General features: G+C 71.2%; 26 protein-coding genes and 1 riboswitch. Of the genes, 15 read left to right on the top strand and 11 right to left on the bottom strand.

What is annotated here, in order from left to right; translation table 11 throughout:
- From ACFWN2_RS01980 to ACFWN2_RS01990, 3 genes are all read right to left on the bottom strand, one after another.
- Complete coding sequence (locus tag ACFWN2_RS01980) at nucleotides 1-1,023, bottom strand: ATP-binding protein (protein ID WP_382424229.1); 1,023 nt, start codon at nucleotides 1,021-1,023, stop codon at nucleotides 1-3.
- Nucleotides 1,020-1,151, bottom strand: a complete 132-nt coding sequence (locus ACFWN2_RS01985) for a hypothetical protein (protein ID WP_382424230.1) — start codon at nucleotides 1,149-1,151, stop codon at nucleotides 1,020-1,022. The genes ACFWN2_RS01980 and ACFWN2_RS01985 overlap by 4 nt, the downstream gene beginning before the upstream one ends.
- 229 nt (nucleotides 1,152-1,380) lie before the next feature.
- Nucleotides 1,381-1,644 carry a hypothetical protein gene (locus ACFWN2_RS01990; protein ID WP_382424231.1) on the bottom strand — a complete coding sequence of 88 codons (264 nt, stop codon included), beginning with the start codon at nucleotides 1,642-1,644 and terminating at the stop codon, nucleotides 1,381-1,383.
- An 82-nt stretch (nucleotides 1,645-1,726) separates the two neighbouring features.
- Here ACFWN2_RS01990 and ACFWN2_RS01995 point away from each other — a divergent pair, with 82 nt between their 5' ends.
- From ACFWN2_RS01995 to ACFWN2_RS02005, 3 genes are all read left to right on the top strand, one after another.
- Complete coding sequence (locus tag ACFWN2_RS01995; RefSeq protein WP_382424232.1) at nucleotides 1,727-2,188, top strand: MarR family winged helix-turn-helix transcriptional regulator; 462 nt, start codon at nucleotides 1,727-1,729, stop codon at nucleotides 2,186-2,188.
- Between the two features lie 85 nt (nucleotides 2,189-2,273).
- A complete protein-coding gene (locus ACFWN2_RS02000; RefSeq protein WP_382424233.1) occupies nucleotides 2,274-3,593 on the top strand; it encodes an FAD-dependent oxidoreductase in 1,320 nt (439 codons plus the stop codon).
- A 4-nt stretch (nucleotides 3,594-3,597) separates the two neighbouring features.
- On the top strand, nucleotides 3,598-4,773 hold the full coding sequence (locus ACFWN2_RS02005; RefSeq protein WP_382424234.1) for an MFS transporter: 1,176 nt from the start codon (nucleotides 3,598-3,600) through the stop codon (nucleotides 4,771-4,773).
- Here ACFWN2_RS02005 and ACFWN2_RS02010 read toward each other — a convergent pair.
- Nucleotides 4,770-5,171: an arsenate reductase ArsC gene (locus ACFWN2_RS02010; RefSeq protein WP_382424235.1), complete on the bottom strand. Its 402-nt coding sequence runs from the start codon at nucleotides 5,169-5,171 to the stop codon at nucleotides 4,770-4,772. The genes ACFWN2_RS02005 and ACFWN2_RS02010 overlap by 4 nt on opposite strands.
- 102 nt (nucleotides 5,172-5,273) lie before the next feature.
- On the opposite strand from ACFWN2_RS02010, the gene ACFWN2_RS02015 reads away from it, so the two are divergent.
- The gene (locus tag ACFWN2_RS02015; RefSeq protein WP_382424236.1) at nucleotides 5,274-5,603 is read left to right on the top strand and encodes an ArsR/SmtB family transcription factor; all 330 of its coding nucleotides are present in this window, start codon (nucleotides 5,274-5,276) and stop codon (nucleotides 5,601-5,603) included.
- A gap of 61 nt (nucleotides 5,604-5,664) precedes the next feature.
- On the top strand, nucleotides 5,665-6,720 hold the full coding sequence (arsB, locus tag ACFWN2_RS02020) for an ACR3 family arsenite efflux transporter (RefSeq protein WP_382424237.1): 1,056 nt from the start codon (nucleotides 5,665-5,667) through the stop codon (nucleotides 6,718-6,720).
- On the opposite strand, the gene ACFWN2_RS02025 is transcribed toward arsB, so the two are convergent.
- Nucleotides 6,680-7,054 (bottom strand): ArsR/SmtB family transcription factor, encoded by a 375-nt coding sequence (locus ACFWN2_RS02025; protein ID WP_382424238.1) that lies wholly within the window; start codon nucleotides 7,052-7,054, stop codon nucleotides 6,680-6,682. The genes arsB and ACFWN2_RS02025 overlap by 41 nt on opposite strands.
- 93 nt (nucleotides 7,055-7,147) lie before the next feature.
- On the bottom strand, nucleotides 7,148-10,222 hold the full coding sequence (locus ACFWN2_RS02030) for an alpha-mannosidase (RefSeq protein ID WP_382424239.1): 3,075 nt from the start codon (nucleotides 10,220-10,222) through the stop codon (nucleotides 7,148-7,150).
- Between the two features lie 79 nt (nucleotides 10,223-10,301).
- On the opposite strand from ACFWN2_RS02030, the gene ACFWN2_RS02035 reads away from it, so the two are divergent.
- From ACFWN2_RS02035 to ACFWN2_RS02050, 4 genes are all read left to right on the top strand, one after another.
- The gene (locus ACFWN2_RS02035; protein WP_382424240.1) at nucleotides 10,302-10,937 is read left to right on the top strand and encodes a TetR/AcrR family transcriptional regulator; all 636 of its coding nucleotides are present in this window, start codon (nucleotides 10,302-10,304) and stop codon (nucleotides 10,935-10,937) included.
- An 86-nt stretch (nucleotides 10,938-11,023) separates the two neighbouring features.
- The gene (locus ACFWN2_RS02040; RefSeq protein ID WP_382424241.1) at nucleotides 11,024-12,295 is read left to right on the top strand and encodes an MFS transporter; all 1,272 of its coding nucleotides are present in this window, start codon (nucleotides 11,024-11,026) and stop codon (nucleotides 12,293-12,295) included.
- 74 nt (nucleotides 12,296-12,369) lie between these two features.
- Nucleotides 12,370-13,098, top strand: coding sequence for an alpha/beta fold hydrolase (locus ACFWN2_RS02045; protein ID WP_382424242.1), 729 nt, complete (start codon nucleotides 12,370-12,372; stop codon nucleotides 13,096-13,098).
- A gap of 9 nt (nucleotides 13,099-13,107) precedes the next feature.
- Nucleotides 13,108-13,677, top strand: a complete 570-nt coding sequence (locus ACFWN2_RS02050; protein ID WP_382424244.1) for a TetR/AcrR family transcriptional regulator — start codon at nucleotides 13,108-13,110, stop codon at nucleotides 13,675-13,677.
- On the opposite strand, the gene ACFWN2_RS02055 is transcribed toward ACFWN2_RS02050, so the two are convergent.
- Together ACFWN2_RS02055 and ACFWN2_RS02060 are read right to left on the bottom strand one after the other, a co-directional pair.
- Entirely contained in the window at nucleotides 13,674-14,351 is a 678-nt protein-coding gene (locus ACFWN2_RS02055; protein ID WP_382424245.1) for a response regulator, read from the bottom strand. The two genes, ACFWN2_RS02050 and ACFWN2_RS02055, sit on opposite strands and share 4 nt — an antisense overlap.
- Nucleotides 14,348-15,520: a sensor histidine kinase gene (locus ACFWN2_RS02060; protein ID WP_382424247.1), complete on the bottom strand. Its 1,173-nt coding sequence runs from the start codon at nucleotides 15,518-15,520 to the stop codon at nucleotides 14,348-14,350. The genes ACFWN2_RS02055 and ACFWN2_RS02060 overlap by 4 nt, the downstream gene beginning before the upstream one ends.
- 107 nt (nucleotides 15,521-15,627) lie before the next feature.
- Between ACFWN2_RS02060 and ACFWN2_RS02065 the strand changes: the two genes are divergently transcribed.
- Nucleotides 15,628-17,595, top strand: coding sequence for an alpha/beta fold hydrolase (locus ACFWN2_RS02065; protein ID WP_382424249.1), 1,968 nt, complete (start codon nucleotides 15,628-15,630; stop codon nucleotides 17,593-17,595).
- A 54-nt stretch (nucleotides 17,596-17,649) separates the two neighbouring features.
- On the opposite strand, the gene ACFWN2_RS02070 is transcribed toward ACFWN2_RS02065, so the two are convergent.
- From ACFWN2_RS02070 to ACFWN2_RS02080, 3 genes are all read right to left on the bottom strand, one after another.
- Complete coding sequence (locus ACFWN2_RS02070; protein ID WP_382424251.1) at nucleotides 17,650-18,147, bottom strand: acyl-CoA thioesterase; 498 nt, start codon at nucleotides 18,145-18,147, stop codon at nucleotides 17,650-17,652.
- A complete protein-coding gene (gene metE, locus ACFWN2_RS02075) occupies nucleotides 18,144-20,381 on the bottom strand; it encodes a 5-methyltetrahydropteroyltriglutamate--homocysteine S-methyltransferase (protein ID WP_382424252.1) in 2,238 nt (745 codons plus the stop codon). The genes ACFWN2_RS02070 and metE overlap by 4 nt, the downstream gene beginning before the upstream one ends.
- Nucleotides 20,382-20,513: 132 nt before the next feature.
- Nucleotides 20,514-20,681: riboswitch (cobalamin riboswitch) on the bottom strand.
- A gap of 25 nt (nucleotides 20,682-20,706) precedes the next feature.
- The gene (locus ACFWN2_RS02080) at nucleotides 20,707-21,258 is read right to left on the bottom strand and encodes a TetR/AcrR family transcriptional regulator (protein ID WP_382424254.1); all 552 of its coding nucleotides are present in this window, start codon (nucleotides 21,256-21,258) and stop codon (nucleotides 20,707-20,709) included.
- 80 nt (nucleotides 21,259-21,338) lie between these two features.
- Here ACFWN2_RS02080 and ACFWN2_RS02085 point away from each other — a divergent pair, with 80 nt between their 5' ends.
- The 5 genes from ACFWN2_RS02085 to ACFWN2_RS02105 are packed head-to-tail and all read left to right on the top strand — an operon-like array spanning nucleotide 21,339 to nucleotide 25,962.
- Entirely contained in the window at nucleotides 21,339-22,058 is a 720-nt protein-coding gene (locus ACFWN2_RS02085; RefSeq protein ID WP_382424256.1) for an enoyl-CoA hydratase/isomerase family protein, read from the top strand.
- Nucleotides 22,051-23,430 carry an AMP-binding protein gene (locus tag ACFWN2_RS02090; RefSeq protein WP_382424258.1) on the top strand — a complete coding sequence of 460 codons (1,380 nt, stop codon included), beginning with the start codon at nucleotides 22,051-22,053 and terminating at the stop codon, nucleotides 23,428-23,430. Before ACFWN2_RS02085 ends, ACFWN2_RS02090 begins: the two co-directional genes overlap by 8 nt.
- Entirely contained in the window at nucleotides 23,427-23,822 is a 396-nt protein-coding gene (locus ACFWN2_RS02095; protein ID WP_382424259.1) for an acyl-CoA thioesterase, read from the top strand. The genes ACFWN2_RS02090 and ACFWN2_RS02095 overlap by 4 nt, the downstream gene beginning before the upstream one ends.
- Nucleotides 23,816-25,372: an amidohydrolase gene (locus tag ACFWN2_RS02100; protein ID WP_382424261.1), complete on the top strand. Its 1,557-nt coding sequence runs from the start codon at nucleotides 23,816-23,818 to the stop codon at nucleotides 25,370-25,372. The genes ACFWN2_RS02095 and ACFWN2_RS02100 overlap by 7 nt, the downstream gene beginning before the upstream one ends.
- Entirely contained in the window at nucleotides 25,369-25,962 is a 594-nt protein-coding gene (locus ACFWN2_RS02105) for a hypothetical protein (protein ID WP_382424263.1), read from the top strand. Before ACFWN2_RS02100 ends, ACFWN2_RS02105 begins: the two co-directional genes overlap by 4 nt.
- The last annotated feature ends 63 nt before the right edge of the window (nucleotides 25,963-26,025 follow it).

A 26,025-nucleotide genomic window follows, 5' to 3' on the forward strand; every position in this document is an offset into this window, starting at 1 on the left:
TCATCCGGGCGGCGTGATGCGCCCCGCGACGCGCCTGCGGGTCGCCTCCGCACGGACGCGCGCGGCCTCGGCCCTGGTGAGCGCGGCGTCGGCACGGGCCTGCGCGGCCTCGACCCTGGCTGTCGCACCGCTGTGGTACAGGTCGTGCGCGGGGGAGAGGGTGCTGGCCAGCCGGACCGTGAACGTCGCCGGCGCGCGCCAGGTGTCGAGGTCGTCACACGTCTGCCGGGTCAGCCGCAGGCCTGCCCCCGTGCGGCGCGGATCGGCGACGCCCGCAGCGGGGCGATATCCGGCGCCGGGGTCGTCGAACCCCCGGCCGCCGTCGGTGATCCGGCACTCCACGGAGTCCGGCGAGACCCACAGCAGGACGTCCACCGGTGGCCGGCCGTGCAGGTAGGCGTTGGTGAGGACCTCGCTGACCGCGGCGACGAAGTCCGTGCGCGCCAGCGCCGGCAGCACACCCAGCGCGGCGGAGACCTGCTGCCGGATCGGTCTGAGGTCGCTGATCGACGCGGAGCCGAGGACCACGAGCACGGGGTCGGCGGGCGGAGGGACGAGCGGTGCGCGGACGGCGAGCGCGGCGAGGACGGCCTCGGGATCGTCGTGACGCCCATGGCTCTCCGCCAGCGCCGCGAGGACGGCGTCCGGCGTGGTGCGGCGGTCGAAGGCGCAGATCAGGGTGACGGCGTCCGGCGCGAACGTGAGGTTGCAGACGGCCTCGAAGCGGCGCCACCGCGTCCTGTCCGCGTCAGTGGCGCCGTGATCCGGTTCGACGAGCACCGTCATCGGGCCGCTCTCCCGCACCAGGCGGTCGAGGAGGGCGATCGCGGTGCCGGGCCTCGTTCCGGCGCGGGGCCGCGGCAGGCTCGTCGTGGCGGACCCAGGCGCCAGTGCCGCGGTGATCAGGGCGTTGTGCCGCGGCGAGCAGCCCAGCACCAGCGGGAGGCCGGGCCGGTGCGCCGTGAGCACGTGCTCGACCAGCTCGTCGGCCGACCCGTAGAGGAACGCGCTGTGGAAGCTCATGACCGGAGCTGCCCGATGACGGCGACGACCGCGATGCTCTGCCAGTCGACGGCAGTGGCCGCGTCCAGTGACCCCGTCGTGGTCAGGAGGACCACGCCAGGCAGGTCGGTCCGTGAGATCCGAGCCATGGCAACCACCTTAGGGGCAGCGTCAGCTGCTCGGCGTCGTCGAGACCGGATGGTCACGCGCGACGGCACCGCCGGGCGAAGTGCCCGGCGAGACGGGGTCGCAAGACCCTTACCCCCAACGGGATTCGCCACGAGCATGGACGCGCGCATCGGCGCCGGGATGGCGCGGTTGTCACGAACAGCTCCGTTCCCGAAGCGCCGATGCCACCAACTCCTGCCGGGACAACGGTCAGACCCCGTTGATCAGTTCGGCCACCGCCGCCGACCGGGGCTGGAACACGTCCAGCACGCCGACCGCCCTCAACGTGGGCACCAGCTGCCTGAGCTGCTCGACGATCTCGTCGTGCTCGGCACTTCCCGGCTCCGCGTCGTCGAGTTGCTTCACGTTGGCCACGAAGGCGGCGACGGCGCCCTTGCGCACCTCCAGACCGCCGAGGGTCGTGCGGTCGACACCGTCGGGCAGAACGTCCTCGGGGCGAATCGGCTTCGGCATGGCTCCTCCTCCACTTAAGCGTGCACGGTGCACGCACTTGACGCTAGCGCAACCGCGTGCACGGAGCACGTAAACTTCGCCCATGTCACAGGACGACCGGGAGTCGGCCGCGGCGCGGGCGATCGCCGCGACGCTCGGCACGCTTCTGCTGCGCGCCAACCGGATGCACCTCTACGACGCGCTTCTCGACGGGCACTCCGGCGTCGACCGGTGGACGTATCCCGTGCTCTCGGGCCTGGCCCGGCTCGGTCCGTCGTCCGCCAGCGAGCTCGCCGACCAGATCGGCCTCGACCGCACGGTGACGACCCGCCACGCGACGCGGCTGCAGGAGGCCGGTCTGCTGACGAGGCGGCCCAGCACGTCCGACCTGCGGGCCACCGTGCTCGAACTGACTCCTGAAGGCGAGCGTCGCGTGGAGATGCTCCGGTCTCGTCTCCACGACCTGATCCTGGCCGCCGTCCCTGACTGGCCGGCGGCCCGGATCACCGCGTTCGCGAAGGACTTCGAGCAGATCGTGAACAACCTCGTCGACCCGTCCCCCTGATAGTTCGGTCTGTTGCTTCTATCGACGCGCGTCGATAGAGTCCGCCCTGTTGATTCGAAATTCTTCGATACAAGGAGGCGCAGCGGTGGACGAGTCGCTGGTTGTCGTGGTGGGTGCGGGGCCCGCGGGCCTGTCCGCGGCGGCGAACCTGGTCGAACGAGGTGAGCGGGTGCTCGTGCTGGAGGCGGGGGACCGCGCCGGCGCGGCCGTGTCGCAGTGGAACCACGTCCGGCTGTTCTCGCGGTGGAGCGAACTCGTCGACCCGGCGGCCGGGCGACTGCTGGAAGAAGCCGGCTGGACACGGCCGGACGGCGACGCCTACCCGACCGGCGGGGAGTGGGTGGAGAGCTACCTGCGGCCGCTCGCCGGGGTGCTGGGCGACCGGGTGCGGTTCGGTGCCCGCGTGGTGGGCCTGGCCCGGCGCGGGCGGGACCGGATCGTCGACTCCGGGCGCGCGGACGAGCCGTTGACCGTGCACGTGGAGACCGCCGACGGGGAGGAGCGGATCACGGCGCGAGCGGTGATCGACGCGTCCGGCACGTGGGGTTCGCCGAATCCGCTCGGCGGAGACGGACTTCCGGCGGTGGGGGAACGGTCGGCTTCCGCGCGGATCACCTACCGCGTGCCGGATCTCGTGGCCGAGCGCGATCGCTACGCGGGCAAGCGGATCGCGGTCGCCGGCAGCGGGCACTCGGCGCTGACCGCGTTGGTCGTGCTGGCCGAACTCGCCGAGCAGGAGCCCAGCACGGAGATCGTGTGGCTGGTGCGCCGCGGCGAGGTCGGCACCGTGTTCGGTGGCGGCGAGGCGGACCAGTTGCCGGCGCGCGGTGCGTTGGGTCAGAGGGCGAGGAAGGCGGCGGAGGCCGGGCACATCACGACCGCGACCGGGTTCCGGACCGCGGCGGTCGAACGGTCGGCGGACGGCAGGCTGGTGCTGGAGTCGTTCGGCGGCCACCGCGTCGAGGGCGTCGACGAGGTGGTGGTGCTGACCGGGTTCCGGCCCGACCTGTCGTGGCTGTCGGAGATCCGCCTCGACCTGGACCCGGTGCTGCAGGCGCCGAGCCGGCTCGCGCCGCTGATCGACCCGAACGTCCACTCGTGCGGCACCGTGTACCCCCACGGCGAGAACGAGTTGAGGCACCCCGAACCAGGTGTTTACCTGGTGGGCATGAAGAGCTACGGCCGCGCGCCGACGTTCCTGTCGCTGACCGGCTACGAGCAGGCCCGGTCCGTCGTGGCCGCGATCGCCGGGGACCACGAGGCCGCTGCGCGCGTTGATCTCGTGTTGCCGGAGACCGGGGTGTGCGGCGGCGCGGGCGTGTTCGACGCACCGGACGAGCAGACCGGCGGTTGTTGCGGAGCGCCGGAGGTGCTGACGATCGGTCTCGCGCCCGGTGCACGCTGAGGCGGTGGCGCGGTCCGGCTCCGCTGCCGGACCGCGCCGCGTGCTGGTCGTGCTGTGCGCCACGGAGATCATCAGCTGGGGGATCCTGTACTACGCGTTTCCCGTGCTGCTGCCGACGATCGGCGAACGCACGGGGTGGTCGCACGCCGCGATCACCGCCGGGTTCTCCGCGGGGCAGGTCGTCGCGGGCCTCGCCGGCATCCCGGTGGGCAGACTGCTCGACCGGCACGGCCCCCGCGCGATCATGACCACCGGCTCGGTCGTCGCCGTGCTCGCGCTGGTGGTGCTGGCGACCGCCGAATCCCTGGTGTGGTTCGTCGCCGCGTGGCTGCTGGCGGGGGTCGCCATGGCCGGGGTGTTCTACGCCCCGGCGTTCGCCGCGCTGACCCGCTGGTACGGCGAGCGCCGCGTGCCGGCCCTGACCGCGCTCACCCTGGTGGCCGGACTGGCGAGCACCGTCTTCGCACCGCTGACCGCCGTGCTGAACGAGCACCTGGACTGGCGCGCCACCTACCTCGCACTGGCCGGTTTCCTCGCCGTCACGACGATTCCGCTGCACCTGTTCGGGCTGCGCGCGCCCTGGCCCGCCGCCGGCCACGAGACCGTCCACACCCCGTCGGCGGTGGCGCGCAGCAGACCGTTCCTGGTGCTCGTCGTCTCGATGGGCCTGGCCGCGTTCAGCGTCTACGCCGTCGTGATCAACCTCGTCCCGCTGCTGACCGAACGCGGCATGACGACCTCGGCCGCCGCCGTCGCACTCGGCCTCGGCGGTGTCGGCCAGGTCCTCGGCCGGCTCGGCTATGGAAGGCTGTCCGCGAGGACGACAGTGCGCACCCGCACGCTGCTGGTGCTCCTGGCGGGCGCGTTCGTGACGACTCTGCTCGGAGCCGTGCCCGGACCAGCCCTGCTGCTGATCGCGGGCTCGGTCCTCGCGGGCGTGACGCGGGGGATCTTCACGCTCGTGACGGCCACGGCGATCACCGACCGCTGGGGATCAGTCCACTACGGACAGCTCAACGGCCTGCTCACCGCGCCGATCATGGTGATGTCCGCGATCGCGCCGTGGGCAGGCAGCGCGCTGGCGGTCGCGCTCGGAGGTTATCCGGCGGTGTTCGCGGTGCTGGGCGCGATCGGCGTGCTGGCGGCGGCGCTGTCGACCGCCGGCGTGCCCCGCCGTTAGTCGAGCAGTTCGGACAGCAGGCCGCGCACCCGGCGGTCGATGTCGTCACGGATCGGCCGCACGGCGTCGATGCCCTGGCCCGCCGGGTCCTCCAGCTGCCAGTCGAGGTAGCACTTGCCGGGGAACACCGGGCAGGTGTCACCGCAGCCCATGGTGATCACGACGTCGGACGCCTCGACATCGGCGGTGGTGAGCTTCGACGGGACCTCGGCGGTGATGTCGAGTCCCCACTCCCGCAGCGCCTCGGCGGCGGCCGGGTTGACGTTCTCCGCGGGCTCGGAACCTGCCGAGCGGACGGCGATGCGGCCCATGCCGTGGTGCTGCAGCAGTGCCGCGGCCATCTGGGAGCGGCCGGCGTTGTGCACGCAGACGAACAGCACCTCGGGGGTCTTGGACACGGCGGTTCTCCTGGGCGTCGGGTTCCTCGGATCGAAGTTCGTCGATGCAGATCACACTCGGTGTATCGACTTTTGTCAATCCAAGCGGTTATGGTCTTGCTCATGACGAGCCAGGACCAGACGCTGCTCGACTCGACGACGGCCGCCCGCCTGTTCAAGGCACTGGGCGACCCGATCCGCGTCGAGCTGGTCGGCCTGGTCCGCCGGACCGAGGGCCAGGAAGCCTGCTTCTGCGACCTCGCCGACCAGTTCGACATGCCGCAGTCCTCCCTGAGCCACCACCTCAAGATCCTCGTGCGGGCCGGTGTGCTCAGCCGCGAACGGCGAGGCACGTGGAGCTGGTACCGCATCGACAACGCCGCCATCGACACCCTCGCGGCCGTCCTGGCGCCGGGTGGGCCGCTGCGCGACAGCAGCGCCTGCTGCGACTGATCCGACCGAACCGACCCGGTGACCCACTCGCCGGGTGCTGACCGCTGCCCGGGAGAACTCGTTGACAACCAAGGAAACCGTGGTGCACCGGCTGTCCTTCCTGGACAGACTGCTGCCGGTGTGGATCGGCGTCGCCATGGTCGCGGGACTGCTCGTCGGCCGGTTCGTCCCCGGCCTGCAGGGCGTGCTCGACGCGGTGAAGATCGGCGAGGTGTCCCTGCCGATCGCGCTCGGACTGCTGGTGATGATGTACCCGGTGCTCGCGAAGGTCCGTTACGACGAGCTCGGCACCGTCACCCGCGACCGCCGCACGATGCTGCTCTCGCTGGTGCTCAACTGGGTTCTCGGTCCGGCGCTGATGTTCGCGCTGGCGTGGATCTTCCTCGCCGACCTGCCCGAGTACCGCACCGGCCTGATCATCGTCGGCCTCGCCCGCTGCATCGCCATGGTCATCATCTGGAACGACCTCGCGTGCGGCGACCGGGAGGCCGCCGCGGTGCTCGTGGCGCTCAACTCGGTGTTCCAGGTCGTCATGTTCGGCGTGCTCGGTTGGTTCTACCTCGACCTGCTGCCGGGTCTGCTCGGCCTCGGCACCGCGTCGGCCGGCTTCTCCGCCTGGGAGATCGCGCGGTCGGTGCTCGTCTTCCTCGGTGTCCCACTCGCCGCGGGTTACCTGAGCCGCAGGCTGGGGGAGCGGTCGAAGGGCCGCGAGTGGTACGAGTCGGAGTTCCTGCCCCGCGTCGGCCCCATCGCCCTGTACGGGCTGTTGTTCACGATCGTCGTCCTGTTCGCGTTGCAGGGCGGGACGATCACCAGCCGTCCGCTGGACGTCGCCCGCATCGCCCTGCCCCTGCTGGTCTACTTCGCCGTCATGTGGGCCGGTTCGTACGCTCTCGGCAAGGCTTGCGGGCTGTCCTACGAGCGGACGACCACGCTGGCGTTCACGGCGGCGGGCAACAACTTCGAGCTCGCGATCGCCGTCGCGATCGGGGTGTTCGGCGTGACCTCCGGGCAGGCGCTGGCCGGCGTGGTCGGGCCGTTGATCGAGGTGCCGGTGCTCGTCGGACTCGTCTACGTCAGCCTGTGGTTGCGGCGACGGTGGGCCGCTCGGGTGTGAAGTCCTGGCGCTCGCCCACGCCGCTCAGCACCGCGGCCATCCGGTCGGTCGTCTCCGGCCGCGCCCAGTAGTAGACCCACGTGCCGCGGCGTTCGCAGTCGACCAGCCCCGCCTGCCGCAACAGCTTGAGGTGGTGGGAGATCGTCGGCTGGGAGAGCTCGAAGGCCGGTGTCAGGTCGCAGACGCAGATCTCGGGCCGTGAGGCGATCATCGACAGCAGTCGCAGGCGCACCGGGTCACCGAGCGCCTTGAACATCACCGACAGCTCCGCGGCCCGCTCCGGTCCCAGCGACCGCTCCGGCGGCTGCTCACAGCAGTCCCCTTGCTTCGACATGCTTCAATGCTGACGGGTCAGGCCCTGGTCCACAACGTGATGTCGCTGAGCGAGAGGTCCTCCGGCATCCCGCGAGCATGCCGGAGGACCGGATCACCCCAGCGTGCGCACGCGGACGGTCGCGATCTCGAACGGACGCAGCTCCAGGCCGATCGTCTCGTCGCCTCGCCAGGCGGGCCCGTCCAGCTCCCGTTCGAGGAGGTCCGTCCGCCACGCCGACGAGAACGGCGTCCCCAGCCCGAGGGTGACCGAGGTCCGGGCACCCCGCGCCTCGTACAGCCGGACGACGAGGTCGCCGGACCTGTCCTCGGCCAGCTTGACCGACTCCACCAGCACGGACGGCGAGGACACCGTCACGATCGGGTCGACCGCGTTCGCCGGGTTTCCGCGCACGGCGCGGGCGGGCAGGTTGAGCCGGTACCCGGCGGCCGCCGCCTCGACCACGGTCGGGGCGAAGCCGATCGTGCTGTGGAAGACGTGGGTTCCCTGGTCGGCGTCGGGGTCGGGGAACTTCGGCGCGCGCAGCAGGGACTGGCGGATCCGGGTGGTCGTCCCGCCGTCCTCGCGGGTCGACCTGGTCACGTCGTGCCCGTAGGTGGACGAGTTGGCGACCACCACGCCGAAGCCCGGCTCGCCGACGTGCACCCAGCGGTGCGCGACCGTCTCGAACCGCGCCGCGTCCCACGAGGTGTTCGCGAAGGTCGGGCGCAGGACGTGCCCGAACTGGATCTCGGAGGCGAAGTGGTCGGCGCGCACGTCGACCGGGAACGCGAGCTTGAGCAGCTTCTCCTGCTCGTGCCAGTCGACGGCCGTCTCGATCTCCAGCTCGTTCGCGTCGGCGGCGAGCCGGAACCTCTGCACGATCTCGGAGTCGCCGTAGGCGCGCGTCACGGTCAGGGCGTCACCGTCGATCCGGATCGCCGTCGCGTCGCGCAGTTCGGTGACGGTGTTGGCGTAGGAGCGGTCGATGTCCCACGCCTCGAACATGAGGGGCTTGTCCCGGAAGACCTGCAGCAGTGCCGCGGCCTCACCGGGCGCGACGAGGTCGCGTCCTGAGTGGACGTCGGTGAGCGAGACCAGCAGGCCCGCGGCGTCGAACCGGGCGGAGACGAGGCTGTTGGCGAGCACGTAGCCGTCGGCGTCCGCGACCGGCGTCACGGACAGCCTCGGCTCCGGGTCGACGGCGGCGGCCAGTGGCCGCACACCTCGCTCGGCGACCGGTGCCGCGTTGAACACGAGGGTCGCGTCCCCGTCGCCGGCGAGAGCCCGCTGGGCGGCCGCGATGATGCCTTCCAACTCGTCGCCGACGCGCCGGTAGTTGTCCTCGGCCTCGTCGTGGACCCACGCGATCGCGGAGCCGGGAAGGATGTCGTGGAACTGCTGGAGCAGCACCGTGTGCCAGATGGCGTCCAGCTGCTCGTAGGGGTACTCGACCAGGCCGCGCGTGGCGGCCGTCGCGCTCCACAGCTCGGCCTCGCGCAGCAGGTGCTCGCTGCGGCGGTTGCCGAGCTTGGTCCTGGCCTGCGAGGTGTAGGTGCCCCGGTGGGTCTCCAGGTACATCTCCCCGGTCCAGACCTCGGGACGGGTCAGGCTCGCCTTCGCCTCGGTGAAGAAGTCGCCCGGCGAACCCAGCGTCACGCGCGGGGACCCTTCGAGGTTCCGCGTGCGGCGTGCGGCGGCGATCATCTCGCGGGTCGGGCCGCCACCTCCGTCGTACCACCCGAAGAGGGTCATCGAGACGTTCGACGCCCCCTTCTCGGCGTACTGGCGCTGCGCCTTGGCGAGGTCGGCGGCGCCGAGGTCCGAGCCGTAGGTGTCGTTCGGAGGGAAGTGGGTGAAGATCCGGCTGCCGTCCAGACCCTCCCACCAGAAGGTGTGGTGCGGCATCTTGTTGGTGTCGTTCCAGGACATCTTCTGGGTGAGGAAGCTGTCGGTCCCGGCGGAGCGGGCGATCTGCGGCAGGGCGGCGCTGAAGCCGAACGAGTCCGGCAGCCAGGACTCGCGCGACAGCAGGCCGAACTCGCGCAGGAAGAACCCCTGCCCGTGCACGTACTGGCGCACCAGCGCCTCGCCGCCCGGCATGTTCGTGTCGCTCTCGACCCACATGCCGCCCACCGGGACGAACCGGCCCTCTGCCACCCGCACCCGGATGCGTTCGAAGAGGTCCGGGTAGTACTCCTTCACCCACGCGAACTGCTGCGCGCTGGAGCAGGCGAACGTGAAGTCGGGGTCGGCGTCCATCAGGTCGAGGACGTTGGAGAACGTGCGCGCGCACTTGCGGACGGTCTCGCGCGTCGGCCACAGCCACGCGGAGTCGAGGTGCGCGTGGCCGACCGCGACGATCGAGTGCGCGGTGGAGTGCGCGGGCGCGTCGAGCGCGGAGGAAAGCTGTTTGCGCGCCGCCGCCGCGCTTGCGCGGACGTCGTCCGGGTCGATCGTGTCGCACATGGCCTCCAGCGCGCGCAGGATCTCGGCCCGGCGCGGGAGGGACGGTTCGAGCTCGCGCATCAGTCCTGTCAGGACGGACACGTCGGCGAGCAGGGCGTCCACCTCCAGGTCGCGTTCGACGAGCATGAGGCCGCGCAGCGTGTAGATCGGGTCCGAGCCGGCCGTGGACTTGCTGCCCAGGCGTGCGGCGTGAGGCCGGGCGACGGGTGCGAGGGTGCCGGGGAGCGCCGCCGCCATGCCGCCGGCCGCCGCGGCGGGTGCCGAGGCGAAGAAGTGTTCGAGCATGTTCGGGTTGGACGCAGCCTCCACGTAGAGGTCGACGGACGTGCCGTCCACGTCGACGACGCGGTTGAACGGCTCGATGCCCTTGATGATCGTGCCGTCCGGCCGGTAGGCGAGGCCCTCGGCCTGGAAGGCGGGCAGGAGAGGGGAGAACCCCAGGTCGACGAACAGCTGCACGGCGCTGCCCGCCTGACCCCAGTCGTCCGGCACCGAGCCCGTGACGTGGAACCACGTCGTACCCCACGGCTTGCTCCAGGTGCGTCCGACCTCGAACGGCTCGAAGTCCTGGTTCACTGCTTCCGCGAACGGAACGGGCTCGTCGGGCACCTCCCACGCGGTGATGGCGACGGGAGCGGTCCGGATGAACAGGGCGGGCGTCACGTGATCGCGAACGGTGTTCCCGACGCGCTGCTCGACCTGGACGACGTTGTCATGCATGAGGCCACGCTAGCAGCAAAAGCTCCATGTGGAACTTTTTTGGTAGGGTGGGCCCGAACGACTGAGCGAGGAGGCCTAAGTGCCGCAGGGTGAGCGCGCGGAGAAGACCGAGGACGCGGGGGAGGAGGCGGCGCGGCAGCGGGGCCGGTACCCCAAGGGGATCCTCCGCCGGCAGCAGATCCTCGACCGCACCATCGAGGTGTTCGCCGAACTCGGGTTCGAGGGCACGAGCCTGCGCGCCATCGGCGAGGCGATCGGGGTGAGCCACGCGGCGCTGCGGCGCTACTTCGACACGCGCGAGGAGCTGTTCGTCGAGGTGCTCCGCGAGAAGGACCGTGAGGCGCTGGCCAACGCCCGTGCCGACGTCGTCGAGACGATCGACTTCGCCTCGCACCTGGAGGACTACGTGTCGCGGGCGCCAGGGCTCGTGGCGCTGCGGCACGGCATGGTCGCGCGGGCCATCGAGCCGGGCAACGAGCACTCGCGCGCGTTCTTCGCCGAGCGCTACGAGTCGATCCGCAAGGAGGCACTGCTGATCCTGCGCCTCGCCCAGGCCGTGGGCACGGTGCGGGACGACATGTCACCGGAGGTGGCCGCGTCCCTGGTGATCGCTGCGATGGACGGGCTCTCGACGCAGTGGCTGCTCGATCCCGAGGTGGACATGCGCGAGGGCATGACGCTCCTGGAGCACCTGCTGAGGCCCGTTCGGAACTAAAAAGCTCCACGTGGAACTTTTCGGGTTATCGTGTTGGCCTTGCCTGGGACAGCACGTCCCGGGCTCGCCTGCAGAGGGAAGTCAACGTGGACGAGTCAAAGCCCCTTTCTGCGCCCGCCACCGCCGGTTCGACGACCGCCACGTCAACCGGTGCGCCGCCGTCGCGCTACCCCCGGATCGCGATTCCGCTGGCGATCCTGGGCTTCTCCATCGCACTGGTCCCGCCGCTGGTCATCACGATCGCCCTGCGGCTGCGGGAACTGGACCTGGACGGCGCGGGGGCGGCACTGGGCCTGGTGCTCGGGGTCGGCGCGTTCTTCTCCCTGCTCGCCAACCCGCTCGCCGGCCGCTTCTCGGACCGCACCACCAGTCGTCTGGGCATGCGCAAGCCGTGGATCTTCGCGGGAGCCGCCCTCGGCTACGCCGGGATCCTCGTCATCGCGTTCGCCCCGAGCGTGCCCGTGGTGGTCGTGGGCTGGAGCATCGCGCAGATCGGCCTGAACTTCGCGCTCGCGGCCCTGGTGGCCATGCTTCCCGACCAGATCGGTCCCGAGAGACGCGGCCGCACGGCGTCCTGGATCAGCCTGGCCCAGAACGTCGGCGGTGTCGCCGCGACGTTCCTCGTCCAGCTCTTCCCTGCGGGGCCGGTGCAGTACCTGGTGCCCAGCCTGATCGGCGTCGTGCTGATGGTCGCCGTGATCGCCCCCGTGCGGGACCGCGTCCGCACGGAGCGGGTGCGCGAACCCTTCGACCTCCGCGCCGTGCTCGGCTCCTTCGTGTTCAACCCGCGCAAGAACCCCGACCTCGGCTGGGCGTGGCTGACGCGGTTCTTCCTGACCACGACGCAGTTCACCGCCACCAGCTACCTCACCTACTTCCTCATCGAGCAGTTCGGCGTCACCGACGAGGAGGCGCCCACCCTGGTCTTCCAGGCGATCCTCGCCAACGCGGTCGGCATCGTCCTGGTCGCGCCGCTGCTCGGCTGGCTGTCCGACCGGCTCCGCCGCCGCAAGCTGTTCGTGATCATCTCGTCGGCCATCGCCGTCGTCGGCCTGACCGTGATCGCGCTGGCGCCGTCGATCGAGGTCGTCCTCCTCGGCGAGCTCGTCCTCGGCGCGGGCCTCGGGGCGTTCTTCGCCGTCGAGCTGGCCCTCATCGCCGATGTGCTGCCCAGCGAGGAGACCGCGGGCAAGGACCTGGGTGTCGCCAACCTCGCGCAGTCCCTGCCGCAGTCGCTCATCCCGGTGGCGGCGCCCGGCCTGATCGGGGCGTTCGGCTACCTGGGCCTGTTCCTCGGCGGAGCTGTGTTCGGGGTGCTCGGCGCGGTCAGCGTGACCCGCGTGAAGAAGGTCCGCTGACCCTGGTCTCGACTAAGTGGGACATCGTCCCGTATGTTAAACGGGACGATGTCCCACTTGAGTTCGGAGAGATCATGGCGGTGACGTACGTGCTGGTGCACGGGGCGTGGCACAGCGGTCAGGCCTGGGCGAAGGTCGTGCCGGGGCTGGGGGCGAGCGGCAGGCCGGTGTTCACCCCGACGCTCACCGGCTACGGCGAGACGCGGCACCTGCTGGGCCCCGCGACCGGGCTGGGCACGCACACCGCCGACGTCGTGCGGCTGCTGGTCGAGGAGGACCTGCACGACGTTGTCCTCGTCGGGCACAGCTACGCGGGCATGGTGATCTCGGCGGTGGCGAACCAGGTCCCGGAGCGGATCGCGCGGCTCGTCTACCTCGACGCCATGGTGCCCGTGCACGGTGAGAGCGCTCTCGACGTGATGCCCGGCGCCCGCGGCATGCTCGGTGACGGCTGGAGGGTGCCCCCGCCGCCGGAGCCGTTCGGCCTGTTCGGCGTCAGCGATCCCGCCGACGTCGCGTGGGTGCGGTCGATGCTGTCCGACCAGACGGTGCGGTGCCTGGACGAGCCCGTCGCGATGGACCACCCGGCTCTCGCCGCGATCCCGCGCACGCACATCCACTGCACGGTGGCGGCGCCGGGGATCGAGCGACGGCCCGTGCCGGCGTTGCAGCCCAACGGTGAGCCGTCCGACGTGCGGGAGCTGGCGTCCGGCCACGACTGCATGATCATCGTGCCGCACGAGCTGACCGAGATGCTGCTCGACCTGGGCGAGGCGTCCTCGCCGGTGGGGGCGGCTCGATAGGATGGGCGGATGAGCGACTCCGCGGTGCGGCGCCGGGCCGACGCGCTGCGCAACGCCGGCAGCGTGCTCGAAGCGGCGGCCGCCGTGTTCGTCACGTCCGGTGTCGAGGCGCCCATCCGCGAGATCGCTGCCCGCGCCGGGGTGGGCACCGCGACCATCTACCGCCACTACCCGACGCGGGCCGACCTGATCCTGGCCGTCTACCGGTTGCAGGTGGAGTCGCTGTCGGAGGCGGGGCCCGCGCTGCTCGTGAGCGAACCCGGTCCGCACCAGGCGCTGACGAGGTGGATCGACCGGTTCGTCGACTTCGTCGTCACCAAACAGGGTCTGGCGTCCGTGCTGCAGTCGGGCGAGTCCTGCTACGACCCCCTGCACGACTACTTCCTCGAACACCTCGTGCCCGTGTGCACGCGTCTGCTGGAGGAAGCGGCGAACGCCGGGGAGATCGTGGCGGGACAGGATGCCAACGAACTGATGCGCGCCGTCGGCAGCATCTGCGCCGGGGCGAACGTCGCCGAGGGAGTCCGTTACGACGTGCGCCACCTCGTGCGGTTGCTGATCAACGGCCTCAGGCCCTAGTTCGAACCGGGCGACGGCCTGGCCTGCCCGGCGAACCCGGTCAGGTGCGCGTAGGCGACCGCGTGGGTCCGGTCCCGCAGGCCGAGCTTGCGCAGGATGCTGGAGACGTGGGACTTCACCGTCTCCTCGCCGACGTGCAGGAGCCCCGCGATCTCGGAGTTGGTGTGGGCGCGGGACAGCAACAGCAGCACCTCGCGCTCGCGTGCGGTCAGGCGGTCGACGTCGCTCGGGGGAGCGGGTGCGCTGAGCGTGTCGGCGAAGCGGGCCAGGTGCCTGCGGACGATCGACGGGTCGATCAGCACGTCGTCGCGGGCCGCGATCCGCACCGCGGCGATCATCTCCTCCGGCGGCATGGACTTGAGCAGGAACCCGCGTGCGCCGGCGCTCATCGCGCGGTGCACGTACTCGTCGGTGTCGTGCGTGGTGAGCACGATGATCCTGGTGCGGTTGCCGGGGGCGGCCAGGATCGCCGAGGCGGCACCGAGACCGTCTCTGCGCGGCATGCGGATGTCGAGCACGGCGACGTCCGGGCGCAGGCGCAGCGCGGCGTCGACGGCCTGGTCGCCGTCCGCGACCTCGGCGACGACCTCGATGTCGTCCTCGGTGTCCAGGATGGCGCGCAGGCCAGAGAGAAAGACGGCGTGGTCGTCCGCTACCAGGACGGTGATGGTCATGCCGGGCCTCCGAGGTGGAACGAGACGGCGGTCCGCCAATTCTTCCCGTCCGGTCGCGGGCCCTGCGCGAGCACCCCGCCGAACTCCTCCGCACGCGCGCGGATTCCGGCGAGCCCGCGGCCCTCGCCTCGCAGCTCACCGTTGGGGGACAAGGGGTTGACGGTCTCGACGTCGAGCCCTTCGGTCGTGTGGCTGACCGTCACCGAGATGGGGCCGCCGTCGCCGTGGCGCAGCGCGTTGGTCAGCATCTCCTGGACGATCCGGAACAACGCGGCGTCGAGCTGCGGTGACAGTGGGCGCGGCGTTCCCGACACGTCCAGCCGCACTTCGAGTCCCGTCTCGCGCAGGCGTTCCACCATCGTCGCGATGTCGGCGAGGCCGGGGTCGCGGTCGGCGGTCGGGCGTTGTCCCAGCAACAGGTCGAGCATCTGCCTGAGGTCGTGCAGCGCGGTGCGGCTGGAGTCCTCGACGGACCGCACGGACCTGAGCGCGGACTCGTCTCCGGCGGTCCGGGTGAGCCGGAGTCGCGCGGCGCCCGCGTGCACGCTGATGGCGCTGACGTGGTGGGTGATGACGTCGTGCAGGTCGCGGGCGATGGCCGCGCGGTCCTCGGCGATCGCGGCGTCCACGGCGTCCTTCGCCTCGCGTTCCTCCTGCTCGGCCTGCCGCCGCATCTCGTCGAGGTAGGCGCGGCGGGAGGTGGTGTAGCGGCCGACGAGCCACGAGATCAGCCCGACCTTGGCCGCGGCCACGAGGACGTACCAGTCGAGGGCGTACCCGCGGGTGAGGTGGGCGAGCACGAGGCCGCCGACCACCCCGAGCAACGACACCACCGCGTGCCACCCCCGCAGCCACGCGCCCGCCCGGTACGACGCGACGAGGATCCCGGCCTCGTTGAGCCGCAGGGACTGCGGCCCGCCGAGCAGGAGGGCGGCCCCTGCGTTGAACACGGCGGCGGCGACCGCGACGGCTCCCGACCACTCCGTCCGGCTGGCGAGTGCGGCGTCCGCGAGCACGATCCCGAGCAGCGCGGCGATCCACGCGACGCTGATCGGGAGGTCCTGCACGAGGAACGACGCCACGTCCGCCGCGACGCAGACACCCGCGACCAAGTAGGACTGGCGCTTCAGGCTGGTCCGCGCACGGGGCAGCGACTGGGCGTTGATCACCCGCAGACGATGTCAGGTGGCGCGGCGCGCGGCATCCCTCGCGCGAGGGAGACGGTTCTCCTCTCGGCGGGGAAGATCGGCGGCCCCGGAATTCCTAGGTTCTGTGCATGCCTTCGATCAAGCCTTCCCGCCGGGTGGTCGCCCTCGGACTCACCGGCGCCGTCCTGCTCGGACTGGCCACCCTGGCCGTGCTCCCGGAGCGGACGACGACCGTGCCGGACGGGGCGGCACCCGGCTCGCTGACGATGCGACCCTGTGAGTACGACACCGAGGCGGGCGCCCTCGCCGCCGACTGCGGCACGCTCGTGGTGCCGGAGAACCGCCGCGACCCCGCCTCCGACCTGATCGCGTTGCCGGTGACCAGGATCCGCGCCACCACGCCGAATCCGGGCGTGCCGGTCTTCCGGCTGGGTGGCGGTCCCGGTGCCACGAACCTGAACTTCCCCCAGGCGAGCAGGCTCACCGGCGAGAGCGACGTCGTGCTCGTCGGATACCGCGGCATCGACGGATCACGTCGCCTGGACTGCCCCGAGGTCGCCCTTTCCATGCGTGCGGGCGACGGGATCGCTGACGCGAAGACCCTGCCCGCCACCGCCAAGGCGTTCGAGCTGTGCGCCAAGCGCCTGACCGAGGACGGCGTCGACCTCACCGGGTACTCCATCGCCCAGCGGATCGACGACATCGAGGCCGCCCGCACGGCGCTGGGCCACGAGCGGATCAACCTGTTCAGCACCAGCGCAGGCACCCGCACCGCGATGATCTACTCGTGGCGCCACCCCGAAGCGCTGCAGCGGTCCGTGATGCTGTCGGTCAACACACCGGGCCACCTGTTCTGGGACCCGGCCACCACCGACTCCCAGTTCGGCCAGTACACCGCCCTGTGCCGCGCCGACGCCGCCTGCTCCGCCCGCACCCCGGACCTCGCGGCCTCGATCCGCGACGTCGCCACCGACCTCCCGGACAGCTGGGGACCACTGGCCATCAAGGACACGAACGTCCGCGTCCTGAGCCAGTACGCCATGCACCACAACGGAAGGGCGCAGGCACCGAACAGCGCGCCGACCGTGCTCGACGCCTACCTCAGCGGCGACACCGGTGCGCTGTGGGCGATGTCCGTGCTGGGGGACATGACCCTGCCGGACTCGCTCGTGTGGGGCGAGTTCGCCTCGTTCGCCATGATCGACGCGCCCGCCAACCAGCGGTACTACGACAACGGCGGCGACCACGGCTCGATCCTCGGCAACGCCTCCACCGACTTCCTCTGGGCCGGCCCGTCGGGCGTCGCGAAGGTGTGGCCGGACAGCCCCGACAACGCCGAGTACCGCACCATGCGGCCGAGCGACGTCGAAACGCTGGTCATCAGCGGTGAGGTCGACCTCTCGACCCCGTCCCAGTTCGCCACCAAGGATCTGCTCCCGTCGTTGTCGCGTGGCAAGCAGGTCGTCCTCGCGGGCCTCGGCCACACGTACGACTTCTGGGAACACCGCCCGGAGGCGGGCCGGCACCTGCTCACCACCTTCTACGCCACCGGACAGGTCGACAGCTCGCGCTTCGACGCCCGGCCGGTCGCCTTCGACGACGTGCCGCTGAGCATGTCCACGGTCGCCAAGCTCCTCGTCGGCGTGGCCGTCGGTGGCGCGCTCCTCGGCCTGGCGGTGCTCGGACTGCTCGCCCGTTCCGCACGTCGTCGTGGTGGGTACAGCTCCAGGGCGGGCGCTTGGATCCGTGCCCTGACGGCGCTTCCGCTCGGCCTGGGCGGCTGGTTCCTGGGCGTGCTGGTGGTGTGGACGATCAACCCGGACGACTTCGTCCTGAGTGCCACGGCGATCGTTCCCGGAACCGGTGTGCTGATCGGTCTCGGCGCCTACCTGGCGTGGGTCCGTCCCGAGTGGGCGCGATCGGTCCGGCGCAGGGGAGTCGTGGTGGCGATCGGCGCGGCGCTGGCGGGCGCCCTGCTCGGGACCTGGGCGATGCCGGGCATGGTCGCCCCGCTCGCCGCCGTCGCCGGTGCCGCCGCGGCCGTGAACCTGGCCCTGGTGCTGCTGCGACGACCCGAAGTGGTGCCGGCCGTGTGACGGTACGTCCACTGTGGACGGGGGGAGGTGACCGGGTCACCTCCCCCCTCGCCGTCAGGCCGTCCTCCTCCGCGAACTCTCGATCGCCGTGCGCCGGGCGAGCCGGTGCGCGCGCCGGATCTGCGCCTCTCCGAACCGCCTGCGGTCGTCGTCGGTCTCCGGCAGGACCGGGGGAACGGCACGAGGCGTTCCGGTGTCGTCCACCGCCACGAGCACGACGTAGGCCGAGGCGACGTGCACGGGCGGCACCGAGCGGTCCCACCGGTCGGCCAGCGCCCGCACGCCGACCTCCATCGACGTCGAGCCCGCCCAGTTGACCTGGGCGTGCAGGTGCAGGACGTCACCCACGCGCACCGGGACGCGGAACACCATCTCGTCGACGGCCACGGTGACCGACGGGCCCTCCGAGTGGCGTGCGGACACCACGCCGGCGAGCGAGTCGACGAGCTTCATCAGCACGCCGCCGTGGACGGTGCCCATCAGGTTCGTGTCGTGGTCGTCCATGATCTGCGACAACGTCATGCTGGACGCGGCAGGGGACTTCGGTGTCACGTCAGCTGCTCCCTGATGCGGCGGGTGGCGGCGACGAGGTTGCGCAACGCGGGCTCCACCTCGGCGTAGCCGCGGGTCTTCAGGCCGCAGTCGGGGTTGACCCACAGCCGTTCACCTGGCACCGCGCGGACGGCCTCGGCCAGCAGACCGGCGGCCTCGTCGACCGACGGCACGCGCGGCGAGTGGATGTCGTAGACGCCCGGCCCGACGCCACGGCTGAAGCCCGCCTCCTGGAGATCTGCCAGCACCTCCATCTTCGAGCGGGCGGCCTCGATGGTGGTGACGTCGGCGTCGAGACCGTCGATCGCGCCGATCACCTCGCCGAACTCCGAGTAGCACAGGTGGGTGTGGATCTGCGTGGCCGGCGAGGCTCCCGAGGTCGCGAGCCGGAACGCGGCCACCGACCAGTCCAAGTAGGACTGCTGGTCGGCCTCGCGCAACGGGAGCAGTTCGCGCAGCGCGGGTTCGTCGACCTGCACGATCCGGATGCCGGCCGCCTCCAGGTCGTGGATCTCGTCCCGCAGCGCCAGGCCGACCTGGAACGCCGTGTCGGCGAGCGGCTGGTCGTCGCGGACGAACGACCACGCCAGGATCGTGATGGGGCCGGTGAGCATTCCCTTGACCGGCTTGGAGGTCAGCGACTGGGCGTAGGAGCTCCAGCCCACCGTGATGGGGGCGGGACGGGACACGTCGCCGTGGATGATCGGCGGCCGCACGCACCGGGAACCGTAGGACTGCACCCAGCCGTGTTCGGTCGAGGCGAAGCCGTCGAGGTGCTCGGCGAAGTACTGCACCATGTCGTTGCGTTCGGGTTCGCCGTGCACGAGGACGTCGAGGCCGATGTCCTCCTGCAGGTCGATCACCCGCGCGATCTCCTCGCGCATCCGCTGCTCGTAGGCGGCGGGATCGGTGCCGCGGAGCTCCTTGCGCGCCTTGCGGATCTCGGCGGTCTGGGGGAACGAGCCGATCGTGGTCGTCGCCAGCCTGGGCAGTCCCAACAGCTCCTGTTGCGCACCGGCGCGTTCTTCGTAGGCCACGCGGGTGTGGTGCTCGGGGCGCAATGTGGCGACACGGGTGCGGACCTCGTCGTCCTGGCGCGGCGACGGCAGGAACCGGGCCGCCTCGTCCGCCCACTCGCCGTCGACGCCGTCGCGCAGGGCCTTGCCGAGCAGCACGACCTCGCGGACCTTCTGGCGGGCGAACGCGAGCCGGTCGCGCACGTCTTGGTCCAGGCCGGTCTCGGCGTCGAGGTCGTACGGCACGTGCAGCAACGTCGACGAGGTCGACACCGCGACGGTGCCGGCCGAGCCGAGCAGCGAGGCGACCTTCGCCAGTGCGGCGCGCAGGTCGGTGCGCCACACGTTGCGGCCGTCGACCACACCGGCGACCAGCGTCTTGTCCCGCAACGCGGGAAGCGTGGGCACGTCACCACCGGCGACCAGGTCGACCGCGAGCGCCTCGACCGGGCTGTGCGCCAGGATCTCGAACGCCGGGCCGAGGCTGCCGTAGTAGCCCGTGACCAGCAGCCGCGGGCGTCCAGGCAGTCCGCCGAGCGTCCGGTACGCGCTGCGCAGCGCGTCCAGTTCGGCGGGGGACCGGTCGGCGGCGAACGCGGGCTCGTCGAGCTGCACCCACTCCGCACCCTCCGCGCGCAGCCGGGCCAGCAGTTCGGTGTAGGCGTCGAGCAGGCCGGGAAGCAGCGCCAGCGGGTCGAAACCGGGGACGACGGACTTGGCCAGCAGCAGGAACGTCACCGGGCCGAGCAGCACCGGTCGCGTCGTGACGCCGAGCTCGCGGGCCTCGCGGAACTCCGCGATCGGCTTGTCGCCCGCCAGTGCGAACGCGGTGTCCGGGCCCAGTTCCGGCACCAGGTAGTGGTAGTTGGTGTCGAACCACTTGGTCAGCTCCAGCGCGACCGCGCCGTCCCTACCCCGTGCCGCGGCGAAGTAGGTGTCCACAGGGGACAGACCGAGGTCGTGGAACCGCTGCGGGATCGCGCCGAACAGGGCGGCGGTGTCCAGGACCTGGTCGTAGAACGAGAACGTGTTGCCCGGAACGGAGTCCAGGCCGGAGTCGCGCAGTTCGGTCCACGTCTGTGCACGCAACTGACGGGCGGTCTCCTGAAGAGCGGCCTCGTCGATCCTGCCCGCCCAGTACTGCTCGACGGCGCGCTTGAGTTCGCGTTTCGGCCCGATGCGCGGGTAGCCGAGAACGGTACTGCCGATGGTGGTCACAAGCTCTCTCCTCGCGAGCGTGCGGAACGCACCGGAATCTCCCGAGGCAGCGCGGGGCAGCACGAAGCAGCCGCGCCCGTGGCCCGCCCGAGAGGCACCGGTGCACCGCGCACCGGGTGGCGCGCGGACCGTCGGCAGGTCTTCGGACTCGTGGGCGCCTGACACGCTCCTACCGGCCGTCGCTTCCCAGACCTGTCGGTCCAGTGCTGTGTGACGGCTTTCGTTCCCACTCACCGCTGCGGGGCAGTCCCGGACTCACACCGGGTTCCCTCTTGCCTCACCTCGGTCCGGGGAGGACCGGGGTGAACCGTCGGCACCGACGAGCCTACTGGCGCACGCCGAGCATGCCCAGCGCCATCCCCGCGTACCGGGATGCGAGATCGTCCAGCGAGAGCGCGCCCTTGGGGGAGTACCAGCGGGACACGCCGCTGCACATCTCCAGCATCGCGAGCCGGGCCACCTGGGGCGCGTCCACGTCCAGCGACGCGATCGCGTCCTGCCAGAACTGCTCGTAGCGGTCGCGCAACGCCACGACCTCCTCGCGCCGAGGGCCGGTCAGCGCGCGCATCTCGCCGTCTACGACGAGCGTCTCCAACTGCTGCTCGGCGTGCGCCCGGACGTGCATCTCGACGAGGCCCGTGAGCCGTTCCACCGGGTCGTCCGTGGCGGAGATCACCTGCTCGGCGGCCTCGATCAGGCGCGTGAGGCTGGTGCGCATGATCTCGGCGAGCAGGTCCTCCTTGGTGCCCATGTAGTGGTACAGCGTCGCCGACGACAGGCCCGCCGCCTGGGCGAGGTCGCGGATGCCGGTGCCGTGGAACCCGCGTGCCGCGAACAGTTCGACCGCCGCCCGCCGCACGCGTTCTTCGGTGCTCATGTGGTCCTCGCTCTCTTGACCGGGACGGTAGCCGACTCCTACGGTCGGACTCAATCGATCGATCGATCGAAGGGATTCGGGTGGTAGTCGAGTACGAGTGCCGGAACGGTGTCGCGCTGGTGCGCCTGAACCGGCCGGAACGCCTGAACGCCGTGGTGCCGGAGCTGGTGGAGGCCCTGCTCGGGGCGCTCGACCAGGCCCGCGAGGCGCGCGTGGTCGTGCTGGCCGGGCGGGGCCGGGCGTTCTGCGCCGGGCACGACCTGAAGGAGCCCGCACCGGTCGAGACCGTCGAGCAGACCCGGCTGCGCCTCGAAGCCATCCAGGAGGTGACCAGGCGGATCAGGCGGTTCCCCGGTGTCGTGATCGCGGCCGTGCACGGGTACGCGCTCGGCGCGGGCTGCGAGTTCGCCCTGGGATGCGACCTGGTCGTCGCCGACGAGGGCGCGAAGTTCGGCTTCCCCGAGGTCGGGGTCGGGCTGAGCGTCACCGGCGGTATCTCCGCCCTGCTGCCCAAGCTCGTCGGCCTCGCCCGAGCGAAGGAGTTGCTGCTCCTCGGTGACCACGTGCCCGCTCATCGTGCGGCCGAACTCGGGCTCATCAACCGCGTGACGCCCGCCGGAGAGCACGAGAAGGTGGCGCTGGAGCTGGCGGACCGGATCGCCGCGCAGCCCCCGACCGCGGCGAGTCTCGCCAAGCGGGTCCTCGACCTCGGTCTGGACGCCGGCCTGGAGCAGGCGCTGGCGACGGAGGTCGACCACGCGATCCTCACCAGCCTGTCGGGGGAGTACCGCCATGGCTGACCTCGTCGAGGCGCTGCGCCAGGCGGCGCGGCGGTGGCCCGGTCGGATCGCATGGACCTTCGACCCCGGACGGCGCTACACCTTCGCCGAGATCGACGACCTGTCGTCGGGCTACGCGCAGACCTTGCGCGACAACGGGATCAGGGCGGGTGACCGGGTCGCGGTGCTACTGCGCAACGTGCCCGAGTTCCCGCTGACGTGGTTCGCGCTGATGAAGCTCGGTGCCACGATGGTCCCGGTCAACGTCAGGTACCGCGCGGTCGACGCGGACCACCTGCTGCGCTCGTCGGGTGTGGTGGCGGCGGTGAGCACCGAGGAGTTCCGGCCGCTGCTGGAATCCGTCGGCGCACCCAACACCCACTACGACCTGACGCCCACACCGGGTTTCGTGCAGGAGGACGTCACGGCGCCGGCCAACGTTCAGTACACCTCGGGCACGACCGGCAAGCCCAAGGGCTGCGTGCTCTCCCACGAGTACTGGCTCACGTTGGCGCGCAGTCTCGTCGACCACTTCCCGAGGCTGACCGAGCACGACGTGATGCTGACCGCGCAACCGTTCCACTACATCGATCCACAGTGGAACGTCGTGGCCGCGCTGCTCGCCGGCGCCGAACTGGTGGTGCTGGACGGCTTCCACCCGTCGGTCTTCTGGGCGAAGGTCCGCGAGCACCGCGTCACCTACTTCTACTGCCTGGGCGCGATGCCCGCGTTGCTGCTGCGCATGCCGCCGGATCCGTCCGACCGCGACCACCGCGTGCGGGTCGTGCAGGCCTCGGGGATCCCGCCCGCACTGCACCGCGAGCTCGAAGAACGGTGGGGCGTCGGCTGGTTCGAGGCGTTCGGCATGACGGAGACCGGTGCGGACATCCGGATCACCGACGCCGACCACGACGAGTTCGTCGGCACCGGCTGCCTCGGCCTGCCCGCCGCGCACCGCGAGGCGAAGGTCGTCGACGGCGAGCTGTGGCTGCGCGGCCCCGGCATGATGGACGGCTACGACGGCCTGCCGGACGTGTTCCCCGACGGCTGGTTCCGCACCGGCGACCTCGCGCGGATCGACGACGGGCGCGTCTACCTGCAGGGCCGCACCAAGGACGTGATCCGGCGCAGCGGGGAGAACGTCGCCGCGCACGAGGTCGAGGAGGTCCTGCTGAGCCATCCGCTGGTGCGGCTGGCGGCGGTGGTCGGCGTGCCGGACGAGCTGCGCGGCGAGGAGGTCAAGGCGTTCGTCGTCGGCGACGTGACCGCGCCGGAGCTGGAGGAGTTCTGCGCGGACCGGCTGGCGTCGTTCAAGGTGCCCCGGTTCTGGGAGTTCCGCGACGACCTCCCGCGCACGCCGTCCGAACGGGTCGCGAAGGAGCTGCTGCGGTGAGCTTCACCTGGGACAGCCCGGTGTTCTTCGACGAGCTCGACCTCAACGGCACCCTGCACAACGCGCGGTTCGCCGTGCACGTCGAACGCGCGCAGTCGGCGTTGTTCGAACGGCTCGGCAAGGAGTGGGCGGCGTACGGCGACCGCGACCCGGACCTGCACTACGTCGTGAAGGAGATGCGGGTCGAGTTCCACGCGGCGTTCACCGCGCCGGGCCCGCTGCCGGTGGAGATCGTCGCCGAGGAGATCGGCACGACGAGCGCGCGGTACGGGTTCCGTTGCGGCCACTACGCCAGCGGTCACCGGGTGATCGTGAAGGTCGACCGCGAGACGGGACGGCCCGCGCCCTGGAGCGACTGGTACCGCGAGGTCTTCGAGGAGCTGAAGTGCTAGAGGCCGACCTGCTGCTCACCAACGCGACGTTCGTGACGCTGGACGGGCCCGCGACCGCGGTGGCCGTCCTCGGTGATCGCATCGTGGCGCTCGACGAGGTGCCCGCGCGTCAGGTGGTCGACCTCGACGGCGCCACCGTCACGCCGGGGTTCCACGACGCGCACAACCACATGGCCTGGTACGGGCTTACGCTGTCCGAAGTGGACTGCCGGGTCGAGAGCCTGGACGCACTGTACGCGGCGGTCGAGGCGGCGCCGGACGGGGAGTGGGTCGTCGGTTCCGGCTACGACCAGAACAAGTGCGGCGGTCACCCCACCCGCGACGGCCTCGACCGCGTGGCGCGCGGCCGCAAGGTGTGGATCAAGCACACGTCCGGGCACATGTGCGTGGTCAACACCCCCGTGCTCGCCGAACTCGGCCTCTCCGACCACGCCGTGGAGGTCGACGGCGGACTCGTGGTGACCGACGAGACCGGCCGTCCGACCGGCCTGCTGCAGGAACAGGCGCAGCAGCTGATCAACCCGCTGGTGCTGCCGTACCCGGTCGACACGCTCGTGGACGCGATCGACAGGGCCGGGCGGCAGTACCTGCGCGAAGGCGTCACCAGCTGCGTCGAGGCGGGCATCGGCGGCGGCTGGATCGGCAAGAGCCCGGTCGAGCTGGAGGCCTACCAACGCGCCCGCGAGCAAGGGAAGCTGCACGTGCGGGTCGAGCTGATGGTCGCGGCCGACGCGCTGCACCCCATCACGGAACTCGGCCTCGGGCTCGATCTGGGCATCCGGACCGGGTTCGGCGACGACTGGCTGAGCATCGGCCCGGTCAAGGTGTTCTCCGACGGGTCCCTGATCGGCCACACCGCCGCGATGTGCCACGACTTCGCCGACACCCCCGGCAACCGGGGCTACCTGCAAGGTGCGCCAGAAGCCCTCACCGACACGATCGTGGCGGCACATCAGGCAGGTTGGCGGGTCGCGACGCACGCGATCGGCGACGCCGCGATCGACCTGGTGCTGGACGCCTACGAGCAGGCCCAGCGGTCGTTCCCGCGCGCCGACCCGAGGCATCGCGTCGAGCACTTCGGCGTCTCCCGGCCCGACCAGGTCGCGCGGGCGAGGGCGCTGGGGGTGATCCCGGTGCCGCAGGGCAGGTTCGTCAACGAGATCGGCGACGGCATGCTCCGCGCGCTCGGCCAGGACCGCTCCGCGTTCGCGTACCGCCAGAGGTCGTTGCTGGAGGCCGGGATCGTGCTGCCCGGCAGCTCCGACCGTCCGGTGGTCAGCGGCGCGCCGCTGCTCGGCATGCACGACATGGTCCACCAGCGCACGGCGTCCGGCGCGCCGTTCAACCCGGACGAGGCGATCACCGGTTTAGACGCGTTGCGCGCCTTCACGTACGGGTCGGCATACGCGTCCAAACAGGACCATCTGAAGGGCACGATCACCGTGGGCAAGCTGGCCGACCTGGTGGTCCTCTCCGACAACCCGGCCACCACGGACCGGATCAAGGACATCGAGGTGCTGCGGACCATGGTCGGAGGGAGGTTCCGGTGAAGCTCGTCGAGGCGCGGTCGCTGAGCGCGGCCCAGCTCGGCCGCGTGCGGGAGATCTACGAGGACGGGTTCGACCCGCGCCTCCGCGCGCCGTTCGAGAACCTGCTGACCGACCGCGCTCTGGTGCTCGTCGACGACGCACCGCGCGGCCTCGCGGTGCTGCGCGACCTCGGCGACACCGGGTGGGTGTTCTTGCGCTACTTCGTCGTCGGCGAACGCGGCCGGGGGCTCGGCGAACGCCTCTGGACGTCGCTGCGGGCCGCTCTCACCGGCCGCACGCGGATCGTGTTCGACGTCGAGGATCCCGCCGAACACGGCATCACCGCCGAAGAGGAACTGGTCCGGCGGCGCCGCATCACGTTCTACGTCAGGCTCGGCGCGGTCCTGCTGCCCGCGAACGGCTACCTCCCGCCGCACGGCAACGACGCCCACCCGATGCTCCTCATGGCCGCCGACCTCGACCGGCCGCGCACCCCGCCGATCGCCGGCGAGGACCTGCGCCAGGTCACCTCGGCGGTCTACCGCCACCGCTACGGGCTCGACCACACCCACCCCGTCGTGGCCAGGACGCTGCGCCTGAGCGGCCTGTGAAGCTGCGCGGTGCAACGGAACGCTTGCGTGCTCGAACGCCACCGGACTCGGTAGGTGTCGCAC

Origin of the sequence: Lentzea sp. NPDC058436 (assembly GCF_042721515.1) — a bacterium.
Taxonomy (GTDB): Bacteria; Actinomycetota; Actinomycetes; order Mycobacteriales; family Pseudonocardiaceae; genus Lentzea.

Bases quoted from the DNA above. Each gene is read 5' to 3' on its own strand.
- ACFWN2_RS01980 (WP_382424229.1), bottom strand. From the start codon at position 1,023: ATGAGCTTCCACAGCGCGTTCCTCTACGGGTCGGCCGACGAGCTGGTC.
- ACFWN2_RS01985 (WP_382424230.1), bottom strand. From the start codon at position 1,151: ATGGCTCGGATCTCACGGACCGACCTGCCTGGCGTGGTCCTCCTGACC.
- ACFWN2_RS01990 (WP_382424231.1), bottom strand. From the start codon at position 1,644: ATGCCGAAGCCGATTCGCCCCGAGGACGTTCTGCCCGACGGTGTCGAC.
- ACFWN2_RS01995 (WP_382424232.1), top strand. From the start codon at position 1,727: ATGTCACAGGACGACCGGGAGTCGGCCGCGGCGCGGGCGATCGCCGCG.
- ACFWN2_RS02015 (WP_382424236.1), top strand. From the start codon at position 5,274: ATGACGAGCCAGGACCAGACGCTGCTCGACTCGACGACGGCCGCCCGC.
- ACFWN2_RS02025 (WP_382424238.1), bottom strand. From the start codon at position 7,054: ATGTCGAAGCAAGGGGACTGCTGTGAGCAGCCGCCGGAGCGGTCGCTG.
- ACFWN2_RS02030 (WP_382424239.1), bottom strand. From the start codon at position 10,222: ATGCATGACAACGTCGTCCAGGTCGAGCAGCGCGTCGGGAACACCGTT.
- ACFWN2_RS02045 (WP_382424242.1), top strand. From the start codon at position 12,370: ATGGCGGTGACGTACGTGCTGGTGCACGGGGCGTGGCACAGCGGTCAG.
- ACFWN2_RS02050 (WP_382424244.1), top strand. From the start codon at position 13,108: ATGAGCGACTCCGCGGTGCGGCGCCGGGCCGACGCGCTGCGCAACGCC.
- ACFWN2_RS02055 (WP_382424245.1), bottom strand. From the start codon at position 14,351: ATGACCATCACCGTCCTGGTAGCGGACGACCACGCCGTCTTTCTCTCT.
- ACFWN2_RS02065 (WP_382424249.1), top strand. From the start codon at position 15,628: ATGCCTTCGATCAAGCCTTCCCGCCGGGTGGTCGCCCTCGGACTCACC.
- ACFWN2_RS02080 (WP_382424254.1), bottom strand. From the start codon at position 21,258: ATGAGCACCGAAGAACGCGTGCGGCGGGCGGCGGTCGAACTGTTCGCG.
- ACFWN2_RS02090 (WP_382424258.1), top strand. From the start codon at position 22,051: ATGGCTGACCTCGTCGAGGCGCTGCGCCAGGCGGCGCGGCGGTGGCCC.